We start from the raw sequence: 24894 nt of genomic DNA, 5'->3' as shown, positions 1-24894 counted from the left end.
GGGATGACTGGTGACCCAAGGGCTTCCGGACAGGGTTCACTGTCGCCGCATGACATGACGGAGCAGGACTGCCTGGTGCGGTTGGCCACCTTCCGGGACAAGCTCTTCCCACAGGGCATCGCACCCGCGAATGCTGTGGACGACAGCGTGTTGGACGGGAATCCGCAAAAGGGACCGCTCGCCGTCGGACCAGGTTGGCGATCTGTTCGCTCGTGGGATGCGTTGGCGAAGGAACTGAGTCCCGGCAGTACCGCGTTCGTGCTGGCCCTGCGTCCTTCCGGCAAGGGGCACGCCTTTGCCGCCTACGCCCTCGCCGACGCCCCCACCCCCGCCAGCGCCCCTGACCGGGTCGCCTGGATCGACCTCTCGGCAACCCGTGAAAACGCTCAGGTGTCCAAAAAGACCCCGGACATCGCACCAGCTCAGGCAATCGCACTAATCGTCAACAACAACGCCCGCATCGTCCCCCTTGATCACACCGACGGCTTCCAGGCATCCACCCCCACTGCCCACGCACTGATCGACCCAGCCGCCAACCACCAATACGGCGCCCTGGGACTGGAAGTGGAATACAACCACATTCTGAACGCAGGGGAGACGGTCTTCACTGACGACAATGATGCCCGCCGTCTCCTTGAATACGGTGTTAATGTCCTGGCCACCCATGATGAATCTGGTTCGCTTATAGCGATCGATGCGCGGAAATTCCTGCGAGGCAGCAACGGTCAGCTCTACATGAATTCTGATGCAGCGGCCGAGGCAGGATCTCATGATTGGACACCTCAGAAGTTCCCAATTCCGGAGTTTGTCTCGACTCCCGCCGCGATATTCCCCGGAGAAGATCGTAAGCTTGACATCGAATCGTTGATGAAGCTTGCAGAGCAGACCCAGAAGGCGTTCAACGTTGGAGAGAGGAGGAAGTTGGAGGACATTCTCCTACGTGCGGACGGCTGGACGATCACTCCTGGATTTAATCGACTTACCGTCGATCCTGCTCCCCTAGGTGAAAATAGCCAATCTCCATACACACAGATCACCGTCGGCGTTCCCGTGGGCGGCATCCTCCCCCTTCTGCGCCTCGCCGAACCCTCCTTGTATGCACTCCCGGCGGCCCGCCTCTTTCTCGCATCCAGTGACTTCGGCAAGTATCTGGCGGAACGGTTTTTGGCGAAGCAGTATTTGAATGATGGCCATTACGGCCAGATCCTCCAGTCGGGACAGATTGACTTGCTCTCGGATCTGCCATCGGTGCGTGAAGTATGGGGTTATGGCTGGCTGCTCTTCAACCACGTGGCAGCAACCCCGGTCACAAGGCGATTCTTTCCGGGTAAGCTTCTTACGAAGAATCTGACTCCCGTTGCATCACGGAATCCTCTCGGGGAAATTCTGGCTGCTTTGCGGCCAGAGGTGAGAAATTTCCTGCAGAAGGAATTTGAGAACATTAGGAAAGCTTTTGAGGCGGCGTTGTCGCGGTTCTTTGCCGAATTCGAAGGCGCCGGAGAGGCTCGCCGCCCCGACCTGACTGAAAAGGTGACACGCGGCGAGTTCACCGTGGCACAATATCTCGAGTATGCCGTAACGGGGAGTACCCAAAATAGGAAGGTCGTTCATCAGCTGCACGGCATCGGCATGAACTATCAGGACGGTTTTGCCAAGCTTGATCAGCACAACGGTGTCGCCCTCGCCGTTTTCGAACTCCGATACTACGGAACCCAGTGGGGCCTTATGCCTTCGGAGGAGGTGAATAAATACTCTCGCGCGATATCCAAGGAAGCAGAAACATATTTCTGGCAGCAGCGAAACTCGTCGAGCCCCGACGGCATCAACGACATGGTGCGTCGGATCCTCGCCCACCGCGACGTCTCTGCGGTGGCTCCGTTGCTTGAAGTAGCCCCGCAGATCGAGAATAGCCTCCGCGGTCACACCCAATCCCTCGCCCGGTCGCTCAGCGAACTCGCTCTCTACAACATCCCCTTGTCCGATAAGGCGCTTGAGGAACTCAAAACCCTCGCTGGTACAGTCGGTAAGGCTCTCTGGGACACAACATCGCGCTTGGCCTCTTTTCCCCATGACGCTCGAGACCGGCTGTTTGAGGCCATTAATGCCGCCCATGGCCTCATCCCAAAGAGCGCCGCCCCATCCGCTGGGACCATCAACGTGTGGAGGACTTCCGTAGACGACGCGATGATCAATGGCTTGCTCTCGGAACTGCGCGATTCGGCAGCCGACTTGTCCCTTGAGCAGCTTCGGGCGCGCCACGAGCAGCTCCGCACGTACGAACCGCAGATGACCCGGGAACAGGAAGAGGAGTTCAAAACGATCGGCTCCCGGATCTCCTCGGCTGTCTCAGCGCAGGGGGCGGCGCGCGACGCAGTGCCCCCTGCAACCGTGGATTTGAACCAGGACGGCCTGGTTATGGCCGATGACCAGGGCAAGGCCCCCGAGCGGGGCACCGGCGCGGCGGAGTTCACAGTGCTGCCCGAGACGCCGACGAGGGAGCAGGCGGTGCAGGCGTTCTCGGACGCGCAGCGCGACGTGGACCGGGCTATTGATGCGCTCGACGATGCGCACGCGTCACACGCGGACGGGGTGGAGTCCGCCGCCCATGCCGAGGGCACCGCGGTGCTCGCCGCATGGGAGGAGGTGCTCACCTCCGACGCCGTTTTGGAGGCGGCTGAAGCAGACTGGAATGCGGCCACCGGCGGTGAGCCGCTCCCGGCTGTGGAGCTGGTGGCCGAGCCGGGCGCTGCGCTGCCGGGTGGTTCGGGACGCATGGGCAGGTGGCTGGGGCTGACCCGTCATGTGGAGCCGGAGCCTTCCACGGTGCCGCCGGGCGAGGTGACCTCCGTGGAGCCGATGCCGCTCACGGCACCCGTCAGTGGGGCGGAGGGCTCTGCACCTCGGGCCGTGCAGGCGATGGTTCCCAGTGGTCGGGACCTGGTGCTGGCCCAGCTGTTGCGCGATACCAATTTCCAGCGCTCCGACAAGGAATTGCAAATTGATATCGACTGTATCCGGGAACTACGGAGACTAAATATCCGTGGCCAGGTTCCGTCCCAGGAGATGCTAGCCACCTCGAATCGATGGGAGGCCGCCTTGCAAGAGGACCGTGCATTGTTTGCGGGGATGCATCCTCGGATCGAGTGGAAATCGCTGCGTCCGCCGCAGATCGCGGCCATGGTCATGGCGGAGCGGCGCGGCCGTCAGGCGGCGGACGCGGACCGCGCGGCGCTGATCGAAAAGTTGCGCAGTGGGCGTTGGCCGTGGGCTGCCGCGTACCCCCTTGGCGATCAGCACATCGACGGTCTGATCGACAAGGTTGACACCTATCTGCGGCAGATGCCCCTGACGGTCAACGTCCGACTTCAGACGATGACCGCGGACGGTCGCACCCTCCTGGACGCCCTGACCAGCACTTCCGGGGTGGTCCTTCGTAATGCCTGGGAGACGCAGCCGATCTTTCAGGCCGACCCCAAACTCCGTGGTGAGGCGGAGGAGGCGATGGGGTACGCCAGTACCGTCCGTCGCAGTACGGCCGCCGGCGGCATCTACGCTGATCCTGCTCCGCGCCGGAGGCTGGCGATTCCCTTCCGGCGTCCGCCGGCGCCGGCCCCTATGCCCGCGTTCATTCCGCGGGGCGAGGACCGTGCGCTGCTGCCGAAGTACGCCGCGCTGATGTCCCCGCTGCGGCATGGGGGGGCAGATTCCTATGGATCGGCCGTGTTCCACCTTTCGCCTGCCCTGCGGAACCAGGCCACTTTCACCCCCTGCGACAGCTTCAGCGCCGGCCTGCTCGGCGCCGCAAGCGTCACCGGCCCCGAACATCTCCTGCCGCTGCTCGTCCACGGCATGGAGACGCAGGTGCGTCTGGCGTTCGCGGAGGCCACTGAGTTCGCCCACGACTCGGACTACCGGAGGCGGCGGGACACCGGCGGCTTCAGCTTCATGCGTGGCTACTTCGAGGCCCAGATTCACGGCGATATCAAGTGGTCGCATATCGACCACATCGTCCTGACCCACAGGCCGGAGGAGCTCGAACGGGTCGTGGTCCAGCGTGACCGCCTGCAGGCATTCGCCGCTGCGAACAACCTCAAGTTCACCGTGGAGCTGCTCGATAGCACTCGTCCGGCCGTGTCCGCCTCAACCCCCGGCGCCTGGACCTCGCCCGCCGCGCCCCCCATAGAGGCGGCTGCCGCGGCCGCTGAGACCACCTACGCCCGGTCGACTGCCCGTGTGCCGGGCGTGTCCGTGGCTCTGGGGTCCGACTCCTGGGCGGGTTTGCGTGAGTTGGCGGAGCCGGCGGTGATCGACACCGAGCGTTTTGATCCGCTCAGGTCGGGGCCGTATGAGCCGGGTCGGTTGGCGGGCGCGATGGGCCGGATCAGGCTGGACGCCCGGCGTTTCCAGGACTCCGGCGGGAGGTGGATCAGCGACGCGACCGTACGAGTTCACCTGGCCCCTGAGCCGGGGGTTACGGACAACGACATCCGTTTCCTGACGGAGCGAATGACTTCCGCGGTGCAGCAGGTGATCAACGCGCCGGGCTTTGAACTGCCCGGCGGCAGCGTGTTCCATTTCAACGTGGAGTTCCTCGCGAGTCCCGAAGGGGCGCACCACGTGGTGCGGGTGCACGGGGAACCGGGTGTGACGACCACGACCGATGTGCATCTGGTCGGCGCAGACGGCAGTCTGTTGACGGACGGTCGGCTGCTCCATGAGTTGTTGCACTTCGTCGGGTTGCCGGACCGTTACTTCGCGGCGGGTTTCCTCTTCCGTGACCGGCCCTGGTCCCAGGCCATCGCCTTCGACGGTTCGCTTACGGCGGGTGAGCCGAGCGAGGACGGGCCGGTGCTCAGCGCCGATGATCTGGCCACCATCGGGGACGTGTTCCGTTCGGGACCGGAGATCCGCGAGCTGCCGCACCCGCTCGCGGAGCAGCAGGGCCTGCAACTGCTCACCGACGAATCCGAGAACCAGGGCACCGCGGATGACGCGCAGCCCCGGCCGATGACCCCGCCGCCGGTGCCGCCGGCGACCCGGGAAGCCGAGATCAAGAAATCCGTGGCCCCGCGCACAGGTCCGGAGCCGATGGGCTGGGAGGGCCTGCGGGAATTCGTGAAGAACGCGGGTGTCTCCGGCCGGCATGAGGCCGGGATGACTGGTGGCCCAAGGACTTCCGGACAGCCTTCGCTGTCGCCGCATGACATGACGGAGCAGGACTGCCTGGTGCGGTTGGCCGCCTTCCGGGACAAGCTTTTCCCGCAGGGCATCGCACCCGCGAATGCTGTGGACGACAGCGTGTTGGACGTACATCCGCAAGAGGGACTGCTCGCCGTCGGACCAGGTTGGCGGACTGTTGACTCGTGGGATGCGGTAGCGAACGAGCTGACAAGTGCCGGCATGACCGCGTTCGTCCTGGCGCGGCGCACCTCCGGCATGGGGCACGCCTTTGCCGCCTACGCCCTCGCCCCCACCACCACCGACGGCGCCCCCCAGGTCGTCTGGATCGAACTCTCGGCAACCAGTGAAAACGCTCAGGTGTCCAAAAAGACCCCGGACATCGCACCAACCGATGCGCGCGCACTGATCGTCAACGAAAAATCCCGCGTCGTCCCCCCTGATCACACCGACGACTTCCAGGCATCCACCTCCACCGCCCACGCACTGATCGACCCGGCCGCCAACCACCAATACGGCGCCCTGGGACTGGAAGTGGAATACAACCAGATTCTGAACAACGGGAAGAAGGACGTCACTGACGACAATGGTGACATCATCGGCACCCTTGTATACGGTAAAATCCTGGCCACCCATGACACTGGTTCGAAAATAGAGATCGATAAGCTGTACTTCGCGCATGACAGTGCCAACCGTCGGACCTACATGACTAACGAAGCGGGCGCGGCAGGATCTCGCAAATGGAAACTGTTCCGAATTCCGGAGTTTGTCTCGACTCCCGCCGCGATACTCCCCGGGGAAGCTGGTAAGCGTGACATCAAATCGTTGATGAAGCTTGCAGAGCTTGCAGAAAAAACCCAGAAGGCGTTCAACGTTGAAAAGACAACGACGCTGGAGGACATTCTCCTACCTGAGGACGGCTGGGAGATCACTCCCGGATTTAATCAACTTATGGTCGATCCTGCTCCCATAGGTAAATATAGGGAATCTCCATACACGCAGATCACCGCAGGCGTTCCCGTAGGCGGCATCCTCCCCCTTCTACGCCTCGCCGAACCCTCATTGTATGCACTCCCGTCGGCCCGCCTCTTCCTCGCATCCAATGAATTCGGCAAGCATTTGGCGGAGCGGTTTTTGGCGAAGCGGTATCCGAAGGATGGCTATGGCTATCACGGCCAGATCCTCCGGTCGGGACAGATTCACTTGCTCTCGGATCTGCCAACGGTGCGTGAAGTATGGGGTTATGGCTGGCTGCTCTTCAACCACGTGGCAGCAACCCCGGTCACAAGGAAATTCTTTCCGGGTCAGATTCTTACGAAGAATCTGACTCCCGTTGCATCACGGAATCCGCTCGGTGAAATTCTGGCCGCTTTGCGGCCAGAGGTGAGAGAATTCCTGCAGGCGGAATATGAGAACGTTAGGAATGATTTCGAGAATTGGTTGGCGTGGCTCTTCGCCGCATTGGGAGAGGCTCGCCGCCCCGAACTGACTGAAAAAGTGACACGCGGCGAGTTCACTGTGGCAGAATATCTCGAGTATGCCGTAAAGGGGAGTACCCGAAATGGTGGTGTCGTCAGTCAGTGGGACGGCATCGGCATGAACGATGATCCCGATTTTGCCAAGCTTGATCAGCACGACGGTGTCGCCCTCGCCGTTTTCGAACTCCGAAGCTACGGAGCCCAGTGGGGCCTTATGTCTTCGGAGGAGGTGAAAAATTACTCTGCCGAGATATCCGAGGAAGTACAAACTTATTTTTGGCAGCAGCGAAACCAGTTGAGCCCCGACGGCATCGACCGCATGGTGAGGTCGATCCTCGCCCACCACGAAATCTCTGCGGTGGCTCCATTGCTTGAAATAGCCCCGCAGATCAAGAATAGCCTCCGCGGCCAGACCCAATCCCTCGCCCGGTCGCTCAGCGAACTCGCTCTCCGCAGCATCCCCTTGCCCGATAAGGCGCTTAAGGAACTCGAAACCCTCGCTCGTGTAGTTTATGAGGCTCTCAGAAACAAGACATTGCCCCGGTCCTCTTCGTTCGAGGACTCTGAAGCATGGCTGCATCTGGCCCTTAAAGCCGCCGATAGCCTCATCGCAGCGGAAGACCCGCGAGCGTTGGCTGATGTGCAGGCCTGGGCCGACCAGCAGGCCGCAGGGGCTGAGGACGCGGAACTCAAGAAGTTGATCCGCGAGGTCGCAGATGAGGTGTATCCGACTGCCACCGGCAACGGCGACGTGTCGAGGGAGTCCTCGGGAGAGGCCCACGATTCCGGCTCGCAGCTGTCCACCGCCGCATCCGCTGGGATCATCGACGTGTGGACGGCCTCCGCAACCGCCACGCCCTCCGCGCACGCGCCTGCCACGGACCCTGAGACCACCCCCCCCTGGCCAATCGTTGACGACACAGAATCCACCAGCGGGGACCCCGACACCACCATCAACGTGTGGATGGCTTCCGTCCACGACCCGATGATCAATGGCTTGCTCTCGGCGCTGCGCGGTCCGGCAGCCGGCTCGTCCCCTGAACGGCGTGAGGAGCTGCTCGAACAGCTCGGCACGTACGAAAAGGTGATGACGCCCGAACAGCTAAAGGAGTTCAAAGGGATCGGCTCCCCGATCCCCCCGGCTGTCCCGGCCCAGGGGGCGGCGCGTGACGTAGCGCCCCGGGCAACTGGGTACCTGGACCAGGACGGCCTGGTTGCGGCCGATGATGGAACGACGGTGCTCTCCCACCCCGACGACGGACAGGTTGAGCAGGTTTCCGTCTCGGAACAAGGCGCGGACGAGCAAGCCGAGGGCCTCCGGCCGATGACCCCGCCGCCGGTGCCGCCGGCGACCCGGCAAGCCGACATCAAGAAATCCGTGGCCCCGCGCACAGGTCCGGAGCCGATGGGCTGGGAGGGCCTGCGGGAATTCGTGAAGAACGCGGGTGTCTCCGGCCAGCATGAGGCCGGGATGACTGGTGGCCCAAGGACTTCCGGACAGCCTTCGCTGTCGCCGCATGACATGACGGAGCAGGACTGCCTGGTGCGGTTGGCCGCCTTCCGGGACAAGCTTTTCCCGCAGGGCATCGCACCCGCGAATGCTGTGGACGACAGCGTGTTGGACGTACATCCGCAAGAGGGACTGCTCGCCGTCGGACCAGGTTGGCGGACTGTTGACTCGTGGGATGCGGTAGCGAACGAGCTGACAAGTGCCGGCATGACCGCGTTCGTCCTGGCGCGGCGTACCTCCGGCATGGGGCACGCCTTTGCCGCCTACGCCCTCGCCCCCACCACCACCGACGGCGCCCCCCAGGTCGTCTGGATCGACCTCTCGGCAACCAGTGAAAACGCTCAGGTGTCCAAAAAGACCCCGGACATCAAACCAACCGATGCACGCGCACTGATCGTCGACGAAAACTCCCGCGTCGTCCCCCCCCGTAATCAACTCGGCATCCAGGCATCCACCTCCACCGCCCATGCACTGATCGACCCAGCCGCCAACCACCAATACGGCGCCCTGGGACTGGAAGTGGAATACAACAACATTCTGAACGAAGGGTGGGCGAACTTCACTGACGACAATGGTCTCCACCGCGAACTTCAATACGGTCGCGCCCTGGCCACCCATGAAAAATCTGGTTCGCGTATAGAGATCGATACGCGGAGATTCTGGCAAGATCGTGCCAACGGTCGGATCTACATGCGTGACGAAGCGCCCCCGGAAGGATCTCGTTGGGAACGTGAGAATCTCCTAATCCCGGAGTTTATCTCGACTCCCGCGCGAATACTCGACGGGGAAACTCGTAAACTTGACATCGAATCGTTGATGAAGCTTGCAGAGGAGACCCAGAAGGCGTTCAACAACGTTAACGAGAGAACGACGTTGGAGAAAATTCTCCTACCTGAGGACGGCTGGAAGGTCAAGCGCGGATTTAAGCAACTTACCGTCGATCCTGCGCCCATAGGCAAAGATAGGCAATCTGCATACACGCAGATCACCGTAGGCGTTCCCGTGGGTGGCATCCTCCCCCTTCTGCTCAACGCCGGATCTCGACTGAATGAATTCTCGGAGCAATGGAAACTCTTTTTCGCATCCAGGGGCTTCGGCCTCAATTTGGCGCTGAAGTTTTCGAAGCAACACGACCAACTCCCGTCGGAAAAGCTTGACTTGCTCGCGGACGAAGTATGGGGTTATGGCTGGCTGTTCTTCAATCACGCGGCAGCAACACCGGTCAGAGATGGATTCTTTGGGCGTGAGATTCCGAAGAATATGACTCCCGTTGCATCACGGAATCCGCTGGGGGAAATTCTGGCCGCTTTGCAGCCAGAGGTGAGAGAATTCCTGCAGAAGGAATTTGAGGACATTAAGTATCAATTTGAAAAGGCGTTGTCGCAGTTCTTCAACGAACTGGGCGGCCCCGATGGGGCTCTCCACCCCGACTTCCTGACTCAGAAGGTGGCAAAAGGCCCGTTCACTGTGGAGGACTATCTCAAGTATGCCGTAACCGGGGATGGGGTTGTCGTCAGTCAGCATCACGGCATCGGCATGAACGACGTTGATTCCAGTTTTGACGAGCTTGAAAAGCCCTCCGGTATCGCCCTCGCCGTTTTCGAACTCCGGCGCTACGGAACGTCTGCCTGGATGTTTCCGACGGAGGTGAATGAATACATCGACGAGATAACCAAGCAAGCGCAAAAATATTTCCTCCAGCAGCAGCTCGCAACGCCGTTGCCGCAGCGGCCCTTGACACCCGCAACACAACCCGCCACGAGCACTCATCGTCCCTTGCCGCCGGTGCCGCCGGCGACCGGCTCGCAGCTGTCTGCCGCCGCTTCCGCTGGGACCATCGACGTGTCGATGGCTTCCGGCCACGACGCGGTGATCAGTGGCTTGCTCTCGGCGCTGCACGATCCGCTTGACACAAGCAAGTGGACTGAACCCGTTCGGGACAGTGAGACCATTCATGTGCCCTTCGAGGAGGGCGTGAAGGCTGAGCCGTCGGGCGCTGGCCAGACCGCGCTTGACAATTTCGTCGGCCGGCTGGTTCTGAACAGCGTCCGTAACTGGCGGCAGAAGTTGCCCTTGCCGAAGATCAAGGTGACCGGGTACGGCAACGGCAGGTTCCGCCGGGGCGGCGGCAGGGCTCAGCAGACAGCGGAATCGCGTGCGGAGACCGTTGCCAACGAACTGCGCACGCAGATCGAGGCACTCCTGCAGGGGCAGAAGGAGCCCAAGCCGAGGGCCAGCGACTTCGACATCGATCGGGTGGCCGGGGAGTGGCAGGCCGGGGTGTCCGCGGATGATCGGCGTCGTGTGACTGTCGTGGTGGACTACGACCAGCGGCAGGTCGTTCTCGGCGGCCCCGGTGGCAGGCCGGTGGAGGTCGCGAAGAATCTCCACACCTTCGATCCGGCCCAGCACGAGACCTGGCAGGGCCTGCAACTGCTCACCGACGAATCCGAGAACCAGGGCATCGCGGATGACGCGCACTCGGGCGCCGCCGCATCCGCTGGGACCACCGACGTGTGGATGGCTTCCGGAAACGACGCGATGCTCAATGGCTTGCTCTTGACGCTGCGCGATCCGGCAGCCGGCTTGTCCCCTGAACAGCGTCAGAAGGTCCTCGAACAGCTCCGCACGTACCGAACGCTGACGCCCGAACAGCGAAAGGCGTTCGAAGAGATCGGCTCCCCGATCCCCCCGGCCGTCCCGGCCCAGGGGGCGGCGCGCGACGTAGCGCCCCCGGCAACCGGGTACCTGGACCAGGACGGCCTGGTTGGGGCCGATGATGCTGACGAGCCGCTACGGCATATGGCCGTTCGCGCCGGAGACGATACGTCGGTGCAGCACGATGAACCCTCCGGCATGCCTGCCCCAGTCGTTCAGCGCGACAAGGGGAAGCAGCCGGTCCGCAGCGGGCAGCGCGATCAGGACCCGCACCAGCGGACGGAGCCTTCCGAGGATCACGAGCCGGCCGATCCGCAAGGTCTGCACGAGAAGTACGGCGACGTCATGGCCAACCTCGATCGCGCGCAAAGGGACCTGGAGCTGGCGAAGCAGTTGGACGAGGTCGGCATCGGCACGTCCTCCGACGCGCCGCATGGACGGGCCCACGCAGCGCTCCGGCGCGTCCAGGCCGCCGAACAGGCCGTCGAACAAGCAAGCCTGTTCGACGTCCTCCCCTCCGTCGCGCCGGACCAGGAGAGCGACACCGATGTCTCCGCGGCCGCGCCCGTCGATCGGCACACAGCTCCTTTCCAGGCGTTCTTCGACGCCCCGAGGGGTGACGTCGCCCGACCGTCCTCCGAAGCGGCTTCCCCGCCGCCGCGCCCCGGCACGGCCGACGACGGGGAAGCGCTGCAGGCTCCCGCCGCGGAAGCGGCGTTCCGGGGCACCGAGGCCGGGTCCGGCATCGAAGAGCCCGTGTCGGCCGCCGCCGACCCGGCCGACGAGGGGAGTATCCGCACCGACGCCGCCGACCAGCAGCCGGCGAAGAGCGAGCCGTCGCGGCAGCTGCCGGCCGGCTTCGGCGAGCAGGACGTGTCCGGCAACGTGCAGTACCCGCTGGGCCGCCGGGGACGGATGCAGAGCCTGGACCAGGCGTGGCTCGGCGACGACGACGCGGTCTCGGACCTGGTGGGCGACAGCCTGCCGCCCGCCACCGACGTGACGACCCGTGAGGCGGTCAAGGCCGCGTTGCGCGACGAGCTGATACGGCTGGGCAATCGCGAGGCGACCCAGCGGATGCTCGAGGGCGGGCTGAAGTTCCTTGTAGAGCCCGAAAATTCTCCGAGCCAGGAGGTGACGGTCAAGCTGGACCTGGGCGACCTGGGGCGCGCCCGCCATGTGCCGGACTGGGAGGCCAAGCGCGATCAGGAGAGCGCGCCCGCCTCCCAGCAGGCGCCGTTCGGCCAGACCCACAACGATGCCGAAGCCACCGACCACGGTCGCACCGCCGGTTCCTCGACCGGCCAGCAGAACAGCCGCTCGGTCTTGGTGACGGCCAGCCTCACCACGCCGTTCGGCGGGATGCCGGACGCGATCTTCTCGGCCATCCCCTCGGTCGCTTTCGGCGGGAACAGCTCGGACGGGACCTCCCGGGGCATCAGCACCACCTCCAAAACGAAGGCGCTACCGGCGGTGGGCGGTCAGGAGGCCATGTTCGACTTCCCCGAGGCGAAGCTGACGGTTGATCTGGGCGGGCCCGGCAGCCGCGCCGAGCGCGAGACGTTGCTGACGATCAGGATGGCCTTCCCGCGGGAGCTGGCTCCGGAGCAGCCCGCGGGCGGCGGCCAGGTCAAGCCCGCCCAGCCGCGCGGCAGTTCCCACCCGGTGCTCGGTATGGACGCAAACACCCAGCACGTCGCCTTCAACGATGTCGCGGGCGAGAACCCCCCCGCGACGGTGGAGCAGGTCCACAGCCAGCTGCCCAAGGTGATGACCGTCTCCGAGTCGATCTCGGGCCTGGAGCAGCTGCGCGAGAAGCTGCGGGCGAGCCTGCCGGACGACGCCGCGAAGCTGGGCTCGGAGCTGGACGAGGGCATCGATCACTGGGTCAGCGAGTCCAACTTGCTGCGCAACTACCGCGACCTGATGTCTGGCGGCGCGCTGTCCCCGGCCTACGCGACCGCCGACGGCAAGGCCGTGGTCCGATTGTCGGTGACCGCCCTGATGGTCAACGCCCAGCGCGTCGGCGAGGACGCGGTGCCGCTGAAGGAGGATCACCAGCGCTCCTCCAGCATCAGCAGCAGCTCCAGCAAGTCCGGCGGCTTCAGCATCACACCAGTCAAGGGCTCGTTCGGCTACGCCCTCCCCGGCGGCCATATCCTGGGCCTCAACTTCAGCGTGGACCTGGGCGTGTCCGCCACCCGGTCGATGAGCGAGAACGCCGGTGCGAGCGCCTTCCGCCAGATCACCTACAACGGTGACACCGTGCTGTACAAGCTGACCGCCCGGACCAGCGTCAAGGTGATCAGCAGCATCGAGGGCTTCAAGCCCAACGGCCCGGTGGTCCACAACATCCTCGCCTACGTCCGGGTCCCGGTCCGCTCGGCCGCGCGGTTCGAGGCGTTGATCCGGCGCGCGGCATCCGGCCGCGTCCATAGCCGGGCCTGGAAGGCGCTCACCGTGCCGGACGACCGGGATCCACGCCCGACCGACCCTGACGAGGCCGCCGCCCTTGACGCGGCCTGGGCTCAGGCCAAATACCCGCCCGCCGTGATCAGCTCCGGGCAGGGCATCGGTCCTTCGGTAGTGGAGTACCTGACCGGCTCCGACAAGGTCATACCCACGATCCTGGCGACTCTGGCCACGCTCGAGGGCGCGCGGCCCTGGAGCGAGCTGGAGGAAGCCGACTGGTTGGACCAGCTGGGGGCCAAGTTCAGCGCCGAGACGCTGCAGAACCACGCCGCCTCGCTGTTCAAGCCGGGCGGTGTCTTGGAGCACTACCGCCGCCAGGCCGAGGGCGGCACCGTGGTCATCGAGGTCAGGGTCACGGCCACGAAGACGAACGAGCAGCCGGTCGTCGGGTGGCCGGCCATGGCCACCTTGGAGACGATGCAGACCGCCTTCGCCGGTGCCGAGGGCGGGGAGTCACTCTCGGCCTCGGCGAGCGGCAGCGTCAGCGGGGGCGTGACCCTCGGCATCAGGAATACGACCGGCGACGCACTGCGCACTGTCGGCCCGTCCGCCGGCTACTCCCGCAGCTTCTCCAAGTCGGCGAGCACCGTCGTGAAGGCCGGGACCTACCTGGGAATCGGCCAGGAGTTCGAGGGCTACGCCCGCACCTTCGACTTCAACGTCGAGTACAAGGTCTCGGTGTCGGTGCGGCGCGAGCAGCCGACCCCGGTCGCCGGCTTGCCGATGATCGCGGTGCGGCGCCTGGCGTCGATCGGCGAGTCGGCCGGCCCGCAACGCAAGCCCTCGAGCGGGCAGGCGACCCTGAGCGGGGAGGTGCGCTTCGTCGTGCCCGAGGCCCTGGCCCTGGACGCTCCGCACACTGGCTCAGCGCCGGGCGGCAAGGTCTGGCACTCGTGTGGCGTTCTGGTGAAGCGCGCCCAGGACGGCCGCGCGGTGATCACGTTGGACAAAATCTCCCCCAGCACCCTGAGGGGGGTGGATTCCCGGCTTCCCTTCCACACGCCGCTGGCCGGGCCGGACGTGGTCATCGAGGCCATCGGCTCCCAGCACGTGGAGGAGGAGGTGCGCACTCTGCTCGGTTGGGTGGGCACCATGCGTGAGGATTTCGCGGACCTCACGTGGACGGTCACCGAGAGCGACATACTGACAGCGGCACATGTGCGCGGGCCCTCTGACATCACCACAAGGATGGTCACCCAGGGCTACCTCACGGACAAGCAGACCGTCGTGCGGATCGAGGCCTTCCCGGTGGGTGCCCACCCGACGGCGGCCGGGGTGGTGCGCATGAAAAGGATCGACATGGTCGAGGGCAATCTCGGTGTCTCGGGCGGCCAGGGCCGCGGCTCCAGCAATGCCTTCAACGTCGGCCTCGGGTTCGGCGTCAAGACCGGTGAGGCCGGTGGCGGCACGCAGACGGTGTTCCCGAGCTTCGGCTACGCGCGCAGCGGCAACTCGAGCACCTCGCACACCACCTCGCTCATCCATACAAGTGGCCGGATGATCTTCATTTCGGAGAGCTATCAGGAGCACTCCGCGAATGTGCTCTACCGCATCACGGTGGTCAACCAGGCCAAGAACGTCTTCTCCTCGGGCCGGCCGCAGGTCGCGGTCAGCCTGTTCCACATCACCGACGGCATCACCTTCCTGCGCCCGACCAGCGCGCACGCCGACCCGCACCACCGCTACCTGGTGACGGCCGCCGAACCCGCACCGGACGGCCGTCCGACGCTGCTGCGCAGCGACCTCCCCGTTGCGGAGCGGGCCACCTTCAAGCCCACCAGGCGCGCCACCGACCACGTCGTCACCTCCTTCCCGGCGACCGCTCGTGACCGGCGGCTGAGGGACAGCGATCAGCCGTACCGGCAGGTGACCACCGAGTCACCGGTGCCGCACGGCGCCGCCTCCGAACTGCTGCTGGCCAAGCCGTCCGAAGGCGTGTCCACGCCCAGCGCCGACGTCACCGGCCACGGCGACGTGATCCGGCGGACGGTGGAGTTGCTCCTCGCGCGGCACGGCTCGTACCCGCTGGAGGAGTACTACTGGCACATCGCCGGCACCGATGCCCGGCCGATGAGCAAGCTGGCCAACCTGCTGGACCTCAAGCAGGGCGCGGGGGCGCTGGACCACATGCTCAGCTCTGGCCTGGAGCTGTACGTAACCAAGGGCCGCATCCTCCACGACGTGGCCTACGTGCTGCGCCTGCAGGCCACCCGGGACCCGGAGCGCAAGGGCTTCCACTTCGTCGAGTCCGTGCCCGACGCGGACGTCGCTATCTACCACACTGAGACGCACCGCACCGAGACGAAGACTTCCGCTTCGAAGAACTCCAGCGGGTCGATCAGCACCAAGGTGACCGAGAGCCCGGCCGCAGGCACGGCGGGCGGCCGGCTGAACCAGGTCAACGGCACCCCCGCCATCAGCGCCGGCCACACCGCCAGCCAGGGCAGCGCACTGGGCCGGTCCGACTTCACGCGCGACTGCTTCACCATAAGCGGCCCTGCCGACCGCTACGCGGGTGATCTGAGGATCGAGATCTCGCTGGTGACGACCTCGATCCCGGCTTCGTTCGCCAACGCCGTGCTGGGGACCCTTCCGGACAAGGTCGCGAGGAGGCTGCAGCAGGACCCCAGCGCCAGAAAGACCGACCTGACCGTGCGGGAGCAGGCCATCGTGCCGCGCGTGCTGCTCAAGGAAAGCCTGCAGCGGTACCTGCCGGGCCCGAACGACGTGGCCGTCGAAGAGGTCGACCCCGCCGCCACCCCCGCCAGCTTGGGCGGCACCCCGCTGGGGATCACCGGTGCCCATGTGAGGGACCGCGGGGTGATCAACCTGGGCTGGGACCACGACAAGCTGCAGATCCTCGACGAAGAGGTGTTCCGGGCTCTCGACGGCACCGAGCAGCCGCTCGGCGGTTCGGCCAGTACCGCCGTCACCCGGGCCACCAGCCACGGCTCGCGCCCCCGGAGCTCCCTCCACGCGCTCCTGTCGCACTTGGCGATGACCAGCGAGCTGAGCCGCACGCTTGGCGAGACCGGCCTGGTCTCACCCGAACTCGTCCGCTCCGGAGGCCCGCTCACTGACGACCACGTCACGGTCACCATCAAGGTCCAGCCACTCAACCCGTACGTCGGCAACTACGTCGACGGCAGCTCGGTCTCCGATACATGGCACAAACTGGAGACCGGACAGAGCAGTTCAAGCGGCAGCTCCCGCAGCATCAGCGTCTCGCCCGGCGGCATCATCACCTCCGGCGACACCTCCCCCCAGCCGCCCGGCTCGCACCAGGCCCAGAACCCGGCCGCCAGCGTGAGCCTCAGCACCACCCAGAGCAGCGATCAGTCCTCCTCCGCCACACACTCGGACCAGACCCACGCCACCTCGCGCCGGCGCGAGGCACCCTGGCTGACCGTCAAGGCGGATGCGATCGTCCGGATCAAGATCGAGGTGCACAACCGGCGCGGCCTGTTCGACTATTCCGGAGGCACCACCGAGCTGGCGTTCCACGTCCGCCACGGTCTCAACCTCGTCTTCAGCCCGGAGGGCGCCCTCGAGCTGCTGGACTCTCCGGAGCTGCACGCCCACGGCATTCCCACCCCGGCAGGCGTGTTCATCCCAGCCCGCAACTACCCGTCCGCCCAAGGCCTCGCCGTCCTCAACGACGGTCCAAGCCACCTCCAGGCCGCGTACAAGGTCCCGAAGGTGGACAATGCCACCGTCATCCACGTCCACACCGACCCGGTCAACGGCAAGTTCATCGTCGGCAACCGGAGGCTGACACCGCAGGAGTTCTCCACCAAGGTCCTTCAGCCCAAGGTGCAGGACCTGCCCGCCGGCCACGTGCTGGTCTTCGTCGGCGGTGACGTCAACAAGGTGCCGGCCGGCGACATCGACTCCCCCGCCGACCTCATCCGGGCCGAACACCCCGGTCTGCACCTCGTCAGCACCGACAGCCCGGTCTTCACCACCCAGGACGGCGCCGTGCTGGCCGGTCGGTTCAGCTACGACCGCGACGGCCGCCCGCGGGCCGAGGGCGGTCGGCCCGGCACCTTCGCCCTCGCCGCCGCGGACGGCAGCAAAGTCGATCTCGGCCACGACCTCATCGCCGCCCTGAAGAAGGACCTGGCCACCCTCACCGGCGGCACCGGCCACGCCGTCCCGGACACCGCCGTGCCGGTCGCCGACAGCACTGTCCCGGCTTCCGGCACGCACACCGGATCCGACGCTCCGCCGGTTCCGCCGACCGCGCCGCCGCACGACTCGACGGACCCGACGCCGGACGACCCGACGCCGGAGGACCCGACGGACCCGCCGCCGCACGGCCCGAAGGACCCGCCACCGCACGGCCCGACGAGCCCGCCGATCGCGCCGCCGCGAGACCTGCCATCCGACACTCCGCCGGCCTTCTTGCTGGAGGCGCTGCCGAGCACGGAGGAGGTGCCCCCGAGCACGGAGGAGACGCCGCCGAGTACGGAGGAGGCGCTGCCCGCGGAGGAGGCGCCGCCCAGCACGGAGGAAATGCCGCCCAGCACGGAGGAGGCGCTGCCGAGCGCGGAGGAGGTGCTGCGGCCCGATACCCGGACGTACGGCGATGGTGAGGTGCGTACCCCGGCTCGCCTGGAGCGCTTCCGGATCAGCGCCTCGGACCACGTGGACGAGCTGACCGCCAATGAGGCGGGGGTCGTCGACTACGTCGAGGAGGTGCTGCGAAATCGCCTCGGCCCCAAGGTGTGGCAGGAGGTCGCGCCGCAGGTCCAGCCGTCGCTCGCGGGCAAGATACTCAAGTCGCGGCTGTCGCCGATGTCCCGTGGCGACAGCTTTAAGGTCGACATCCAGCACCACCAGTGGCTGGGTACCGTCGTGGTCGACGGTGCCGTCGGACGCTTCGGCGAAGGCGCGGCGCAGAAGTCCGTCGAGTTCGCGACCGGCTCGGAGAGCCAGAAGTCCAACGGCATCGGCCATGACCACCGCACTCAGGGTCAAGCGTCGTGGCAGAGCACGTTGAAGGTGGGCCCGAACGCGCTCACCGCGACGTTTGCGAAGGGGCGCGACTGGCAGCAGGCCAAGACGCAGACGACTGACGGCCGGACGGTGTCCAAGGCCAAGACGGTTGAGGACGGCGCCCAGTTCAAGGGTTACGCGGTCTTCGGCATCGAGATCGAGCTGTCACACGCCCTCGATACCACCAAGTCGTTCCATGTGCCACGTACCGAGGTGGTCTCGGGCGTCACGATCACCACGCCGATGGCGGACACGCGGAAGGCGGACGGCAGCGTCCACACCGCACCCCGGCAACTGCACGTGCCGCGCATACAGGAGCGCGGATTCGGCTCCACGGACGTGATCGAGGACGTCTACCCGCTGACGAACGGCTCCGGCCCGCTGCGGGACTCGCGCGGTATGGCGGGTGTTCTGGACGGACTGGACACCGAAGGCCGCGAGGTCTTCGGCGACCGCTGGAAGAACGTCCTGAAGCAGGTCAAGCAGCAGGTCAACCTCGACTCGGTGCACATGGACCTGAAGGGGATGACCGCCGGGCAGCCGATGACCGTGTGGCTGGAGAACGGCGGCCGGGTCGAGTTCACCGCCGAGGTCACCAGCCACAGGCACCGGCGTCCCACCACGGCCACCGAGTTCAACACCGGTACCGAGGTCCGCGGTGCGGTCGCCACCCAGCGGGGTGGCGCGAGGCGGACCCAGGTACCGCTGCCGCTGACGCAAGGTCAGTTCGACGGCCCGGGCCCGACCGACGGATACGCGGGCGGGGTCGGCACCTACACCCGTACCACGGCGTCGTTCGACTCGTTCGGCACCCGCAACGGTATGGGCACCAAGTCCAAGGTGCCGGGTGACATCTTCGACACGGAGGTGACGCTCAACGCCAAGCTCGTCGGCCCCGATTCCGACGACGCGGTGAAGACCAGGGTGAAGGGGCTGAACATCGGCGCCCAGGTGCTGGTCGAGCACGACGAGACCGAGCCGCTGCCCGCCCCCACCACGCCAGTGGGCAACAGGCACACAGCGGACGGCCAGCTGCTGCCGCCGCGGCGCGTCTGGAACGAAGGCCTCAAGCCCACCGACGTCGTACGTGGCGTGTACGACTACGGGTCGGTGCCGACGACGCTGGAAGAGCGCGGCGTCGAGTTCTTCGGGCCGAAGTGGCCCGCCATGCGCCGCATGGTGCTTGACTTCTTCCACAAGGACCTGGTCGAGGCCAAACTTGGCGCGATGACTCGCGGCACGGTGCTCAACGGGCCCACGTTGCACCAGTTCGACACGTTCCCGGGCGCCAAGATCTACGCCACCGCCGAGGTCGACTCGATGACCTTCCGGAAGTCGGGCGACACCCAACTCTCCCCGGTGCGGCGCAGGTTGGCCGGATCGGGCACCGGTACCGCGGGAACCCACGAGGAAGCCTTCACCGGCGGTCCCGGTGGAGGCGGCGAGGTCGGCGAGACGGCGCTCTCCGGCCTGGTCACCAAAACTCTCGCGGTCGGGCACCTCACCGGCAACCGCTCCCTGACCCACGGGGTGTCGCTGGGCAACGCCAAGTTCCCGACAAAGATCGGTGTCTTCGACTCCCGGGTCAAGCTCACCTTCCACTTCGAAGCCACCGGGAAGGAGCCCGCGGCGCACAGCACCGAGGTGGGCGCCGAGGTGACCATTCCCAAGGGCGAGACCATGGTGGTCTCGGCCAAGGATCTCGCGCCGATCACCGTGACCGAGGGGACCCACGACGCCGAGGTCGGGAAGCTGGGCACGGAGGTCCGCGAGCCCACCGGCTACCTCGTCGCGCAGCCGAAGACGGGCGACGACCTGCTGCTGCCGCCGACGTATGCGAGCAACGGTGTGCTGCGCGTCAACGACCTCGTGCTCAACATGTTCCCGCACGACGACGCGGTGATGGAGAAGATCACCGCAGACCTCAAGGACGTGCTCGGCAGCGGCTGGGAGAAGTCCGAGCAGGCGCTGCGGGCCGAGTTCGACTCCGATGTGCTACAGCCCATGGTGGCCAACCTGACCCTGGGCGACTCGATCTCCGCCAGCGTCTCCGGTAACGGCTGGAGCGGCGAGGTCGTCATCACGTCGGCCAGGGTCGGCGACCTGACGCACAAGGAGAACATCCCGTCCTTCGAGACCGAGGTGGCCACCGACGCCCAGGCGGAGCTCGTCGTCGACGAGAACACCTCGTTCCGCAACGTGACCACGGCCGGCGTGAAGGCCACGGCGCGGTGGGCACGGATCACCGGCTCTGTCGCGCACCAGCGCACTGCCACCGACAGCCTGTCGACCTCGGTCATCGGGCGCGAGGTGCACCGCTACAAGGCGGTGGAAGACGGCTCGCGCTTCGTCGGCGAGGTGAAGTTCCACGTCGAGTACCGGCTCAAGCGGTTCTTCGGGCTGCAGAAGCTGAACACCAAGGGCGCCACGGTTGAGGCGCCGATCGATGTCGTGTTCCCCAAGGCGGACACGATGATCAAGCGACCTGATGGCACGGAAGTGCCGCAGCCGGTGGACAAGGTCTTCGAGGCGCCGAAGCGGATCGACGAACGGCGTGTGTTCACCTCGTCGGACGCCGTCACCCATGTCGCGCCGCTACGCACGGACGGCACCCCCGGGACGATCGAGGACATCGTGGACGGGGTGGCGAAGGAGGGGCGTCAGGTCTTCGGGCGCCTCTACTGGCCAACCGTGCGCAAGGACCTCATCGACGGTCTGAACCTGACTGAGTTGCAGTCCCACATGCGGTTGATGACTCAGGGCCAGCCGTTGGTGAAGCACACCAAGCTCGGTCCGGTGGAGATCACCGCTTCCTTCCCCGGTTACTCGAAGACGCTCGACATCACGCACACGCGGAACATCACGTCCGCCGAAGCGAACGTCGGTACCCGCAGCTCGACCAGCAGCGCCACGGTCTCCAACGTCGCCCACCAGGTCACCGGCACCGTGACCTTCGACGGCTCGGTGGAACACTCGGGCACGGTCCACTTCGGCAGCGGCGGCAGCGTCACGCTCGGCGAGGACAGCCAGTCCGGCGTCGTCCAGAAGACGGCGAGCGCCCAGCACACCCAGACCAAGACCGCAGGCGCCGCCTTCGAGTCCGGCATGCAGCTGCACTTCCGCTTCGCGTTCAGGGAACTTCCCCTCTTCACCAAGGTGGAGAAGATCGGCGACGTCAGTGTGCAGGTCTCGTGGATCAGCGAGCAGGTCGAGTCGGTCGAGCAGAAGGCGGTGGCTGCCGCCACCACCCACGGGATCCGCTCGACGATCCCCGAGGAGCCCGAGGAGTCGGGTACCACGCGCCTGCTGCCTGATGAGTTGAAGCAGCCGGCTCCGAAGGATGCGGTGGCTCCGCCGCAGCGGGTGTGGAAGGTGCCCGAGGGGGTGCCTGAGGGTTCGGTGCCTGAGGGTTCGGTGCCTGAGGGTTCGGTGCCCGGCGTGCGCGAGACCGACACGGTCCGCGGTCTGACCGACACCAAGGGCATCCGCGACGCTGTGAAGATCGCGGCGAAGGATCTGCTCGGCAGAAAGTACCAGCGCAACAAGGACATGATCCTCACCGCGGTCAGCAACCCGATCCTGCGCTCGCACTTCCCGGCGATGACCCGGGAGCAGAAGCTGCTCTCGCCCACCGGCGACAAGCGCGTGCAGGTCAAGGGCAGCGCGAAACTCGTCCAGCTCACCTACGTCCGCACCGAGAACATGGCCCAGACCCACCAGGTCAGCGAGACCACGACCGCGTCCAACAGTCGTCAGCAGGGCGCCACGGCGCTGGGCGGCACCGCCTATGTTGCGGGCAACGCCACCGTCCTCGGCCATGGCCTGAACACGCAGATCACCGGCGGCCTCCAGCACCGCCGGCAGGAGAACGACACAGCGGCCGGCGACGGCCGCATCGTCGACAACATCAAGCGCCCCGAGAAGATGGTGATTTACCAGGGCTACACGCAGTTCGTCATCACCATCACGCACGGTGATCAGGAGACGACCGTCTCCGGTGTGGTCCCGGTCGAGCTCGGCCTGCCGCTCTCCGAGACACAAGCGCTGAACAACGGCTACCAGGGCCCGGCGATCTTCATCCCGGAAAAGCCGTGGGGCGTGGGCGAATCGTACGGCGATCCCCAGGCCGACCTGCCCGCCGCCACGAGCAACACGCCTGCCCCGACAGTGCCCGCCGCGACGAAACCCGACAGCAAGGCACCCGTTAGCCCGGCGGACGCCACGGCAACCGGCGCCATCGCGGACACGACGGCGACCGGTGCCACCGCGGACACGACGACACCGGTGACGACCGCCAGCGAGGACGGGCCCGTCACCGATCCCACCGCTCAGCCCGGGGGCCGGACCACGGGCCGGCCTGCCGAGCGCTCGTGGGCCGGTCAAGTCGAGGTCAGGATGGCGACCACTGAAGACGCCATGGTCGCCGGGCTCAGGGCAGGACTGAAGGCCGTGGATCCTGAGCGGGACCCGATGCGCCACGGACAGCTCAAGAAAGCGCTGGACACGTACTCCGGCTATAGCGAACCGGGGACGGGGTCCGCGCCGAGCTCTGTTCCGAAGACGGGAGCGGACCCGGAGCACATTCAAGTGCCGCCCGCCGCCCATGTGACGGAACATCTCGCCACGGTCATCGACGACCCCGCCGCCGGGGCGGGCCGTGGGCAGACTCCCGCCTTTTTGGATGCGCCGCGTTCGGTGTCGGGGCAGCGGGGCATCGACGCGGCGGAGACGGGCAAGAGCACTGCGGCGGACGCGGACGAGGTGCAGCGGCAGTTCGACTCGTTCAGTTTCGGGTCGGCGAGCAGGCAGGCGCCGGCGGCGCGGGCCGTGGTGGATCCCCTGGCCGCTGATCCCGGCACGGGGTACTTCGATGAGCCGCTGATGGAGGAGCCCCCCGGGGAGGGGAACGCGGGAGGCGTGCGAACACAGGCGGCGCGCCGGACCAGCGGGGTGCTGCCGGCCTCGGCGCTGTCCGCACAGACGGAGCGCAGGTTCTCTGCGTTCCGGCGGACACCACAGGATTCGGCGTTTTCGGTGTCGCCGGTGGAAACGGGCAACGGCAGTTTCAGCCGGAGGCCTTCGCAGGCGATTGTGACCAGGAAGATGTCGGCGATGTCAGACCCGGCGTCGCTCTCCCGCAGGGCGTCGGTCGCGGCGTCGTTGGGTGTCTCCCCGCTTGATGTGACGGGTGGTAAAGAAGGCGGTATCGCTGACCGTAACAGCGCGTTGTTCCGGGAGGTGGCGGACAGGCACGGGGTGCAGATCCAGTTCCGCAAGACGAATGTGGAGTCCGTCCCCTGGAACGAGCACGGCTCAGCCGCTGTCCCCAAGCCGGAGGCGATCAAGGCCAAGTCAGCAAGCAGGATCGACGCTCATCTGGGTGTGGTTCCCGCGGCGCTGCGAGGTCTGGTCGCCTACTACCGGCCCAGTCTGCCGCGGGCGGAGCAACTGGCGCACCTACCGGCGGAGGAACAGCACGCCGTATGGGGCGCTTTCATCACCCGGTTGCGTGAGTTCATCGTCCTCGCTCCGGACATGAAGAAGGTCGAAGGAACGTTCCAGGCGCACGAGTACGGCATCGTCCACCAGTTGGTCCACGTCGATGACGACGGCGACATCAAGACCGCGGTCCGCCCTGGTCCGGACGGGGTGACCACCGACGACGATGGCAGGCGGTTGACGGCGAAGTGGATCCCGGTCACCTCGGACTACGACCTCATGCGGATCACCGATATCGACGGCAATGAGGTAGAGCCCTCGAAGAAGGAACAGATCATCCAGGAGATGTGGCAGGCCGGTGTCCGTCATGGCGCTCTGATGGACTGGAAGCCGGTCACCGATAGCCACGAGCGGCTGAAGCAGAGCCTCCTCGACGCCACCGATGAGGTGGTGACCTACGCCCAGGATGTCTCCCCCTTCGTCGAACGTTTCCCCGACCATATTCAGGACCGGCCAGCGCCGGCCCGGCCGGCCGGTGTGGAAGACCTTGAGCGGCGGGCGGCCCGATTCGACGCCGCTTTCGAAGCCCACCAACAAGCCCGCGCCGCCCTTACCGCCCTCGCCCAGGCCACCGCAGTCGGCACACCCACGGAGGTGAATGATTTCCTCACCACCGGCTGGAACCTGGGGGCCGCGGGCGCCGACCCCTTCACCCCCTGGGCCGAGGCTGCCGGCAGCCTGCCCCACCTCACAGCGGTCCTGCCCACGCTGACCGAACCCCTGGCCAGCACACCTCCCTGGGAAACCGCTGACCAGGCCTGGAGGCTGGGCGCCCTGATCGTCGCCCACGACCACGCCGGCCCCGACACCACCCGCGCCGTGGCCGACGCCCTGCGCTCCTTCACCCCGCCCACCACACCAGCCGAGGAGGAGCGGACCGTCTCCGGTGTGGTCCCGGTCGAGCTCGGCCTGCCGCTCTCCGAGACACAAGCGCTGCGGAACGGCCACCAAGGCCCGGCGATCTTCATCCCAGAAAAGCCGTGGGGCGTGGGCGAATCGTACGGCGATCCCAAGGCCGACCTGCCCGCCGCCACGAGCAGCACGCCTGACCCGACAGTGCCCGCCGCGACGAAACCCGACAGCGGTCTGATCCAACCCTAG

General features: G+C 66.1%; 1 protein-coding gene (only partly in view). It reads left to right on the top strand.

Annotated elements, in window-relative coordinates; translation table 11 throughout:
* Positions 1-24894 carry the 3' portion of a hypothetical protein gene (locus ACWGJY_RS21335; RefSeq protein ID WP_453262391.1) on the top strand. 6150 nt of this gene lie to the left of the window's left edge, so 24894 of the gene's 31044 nt are visible here — the last part of the coding sequence; its start codon lies off the left edge, out of view; its stop codon occupies positions 24892-24894.

The organism is Streptomyces sp. NPDC054765 (assembly GCF_053612065.1).
This window is presented reverse-complemented; position numbering and strand designations above follow the sequence as displayed.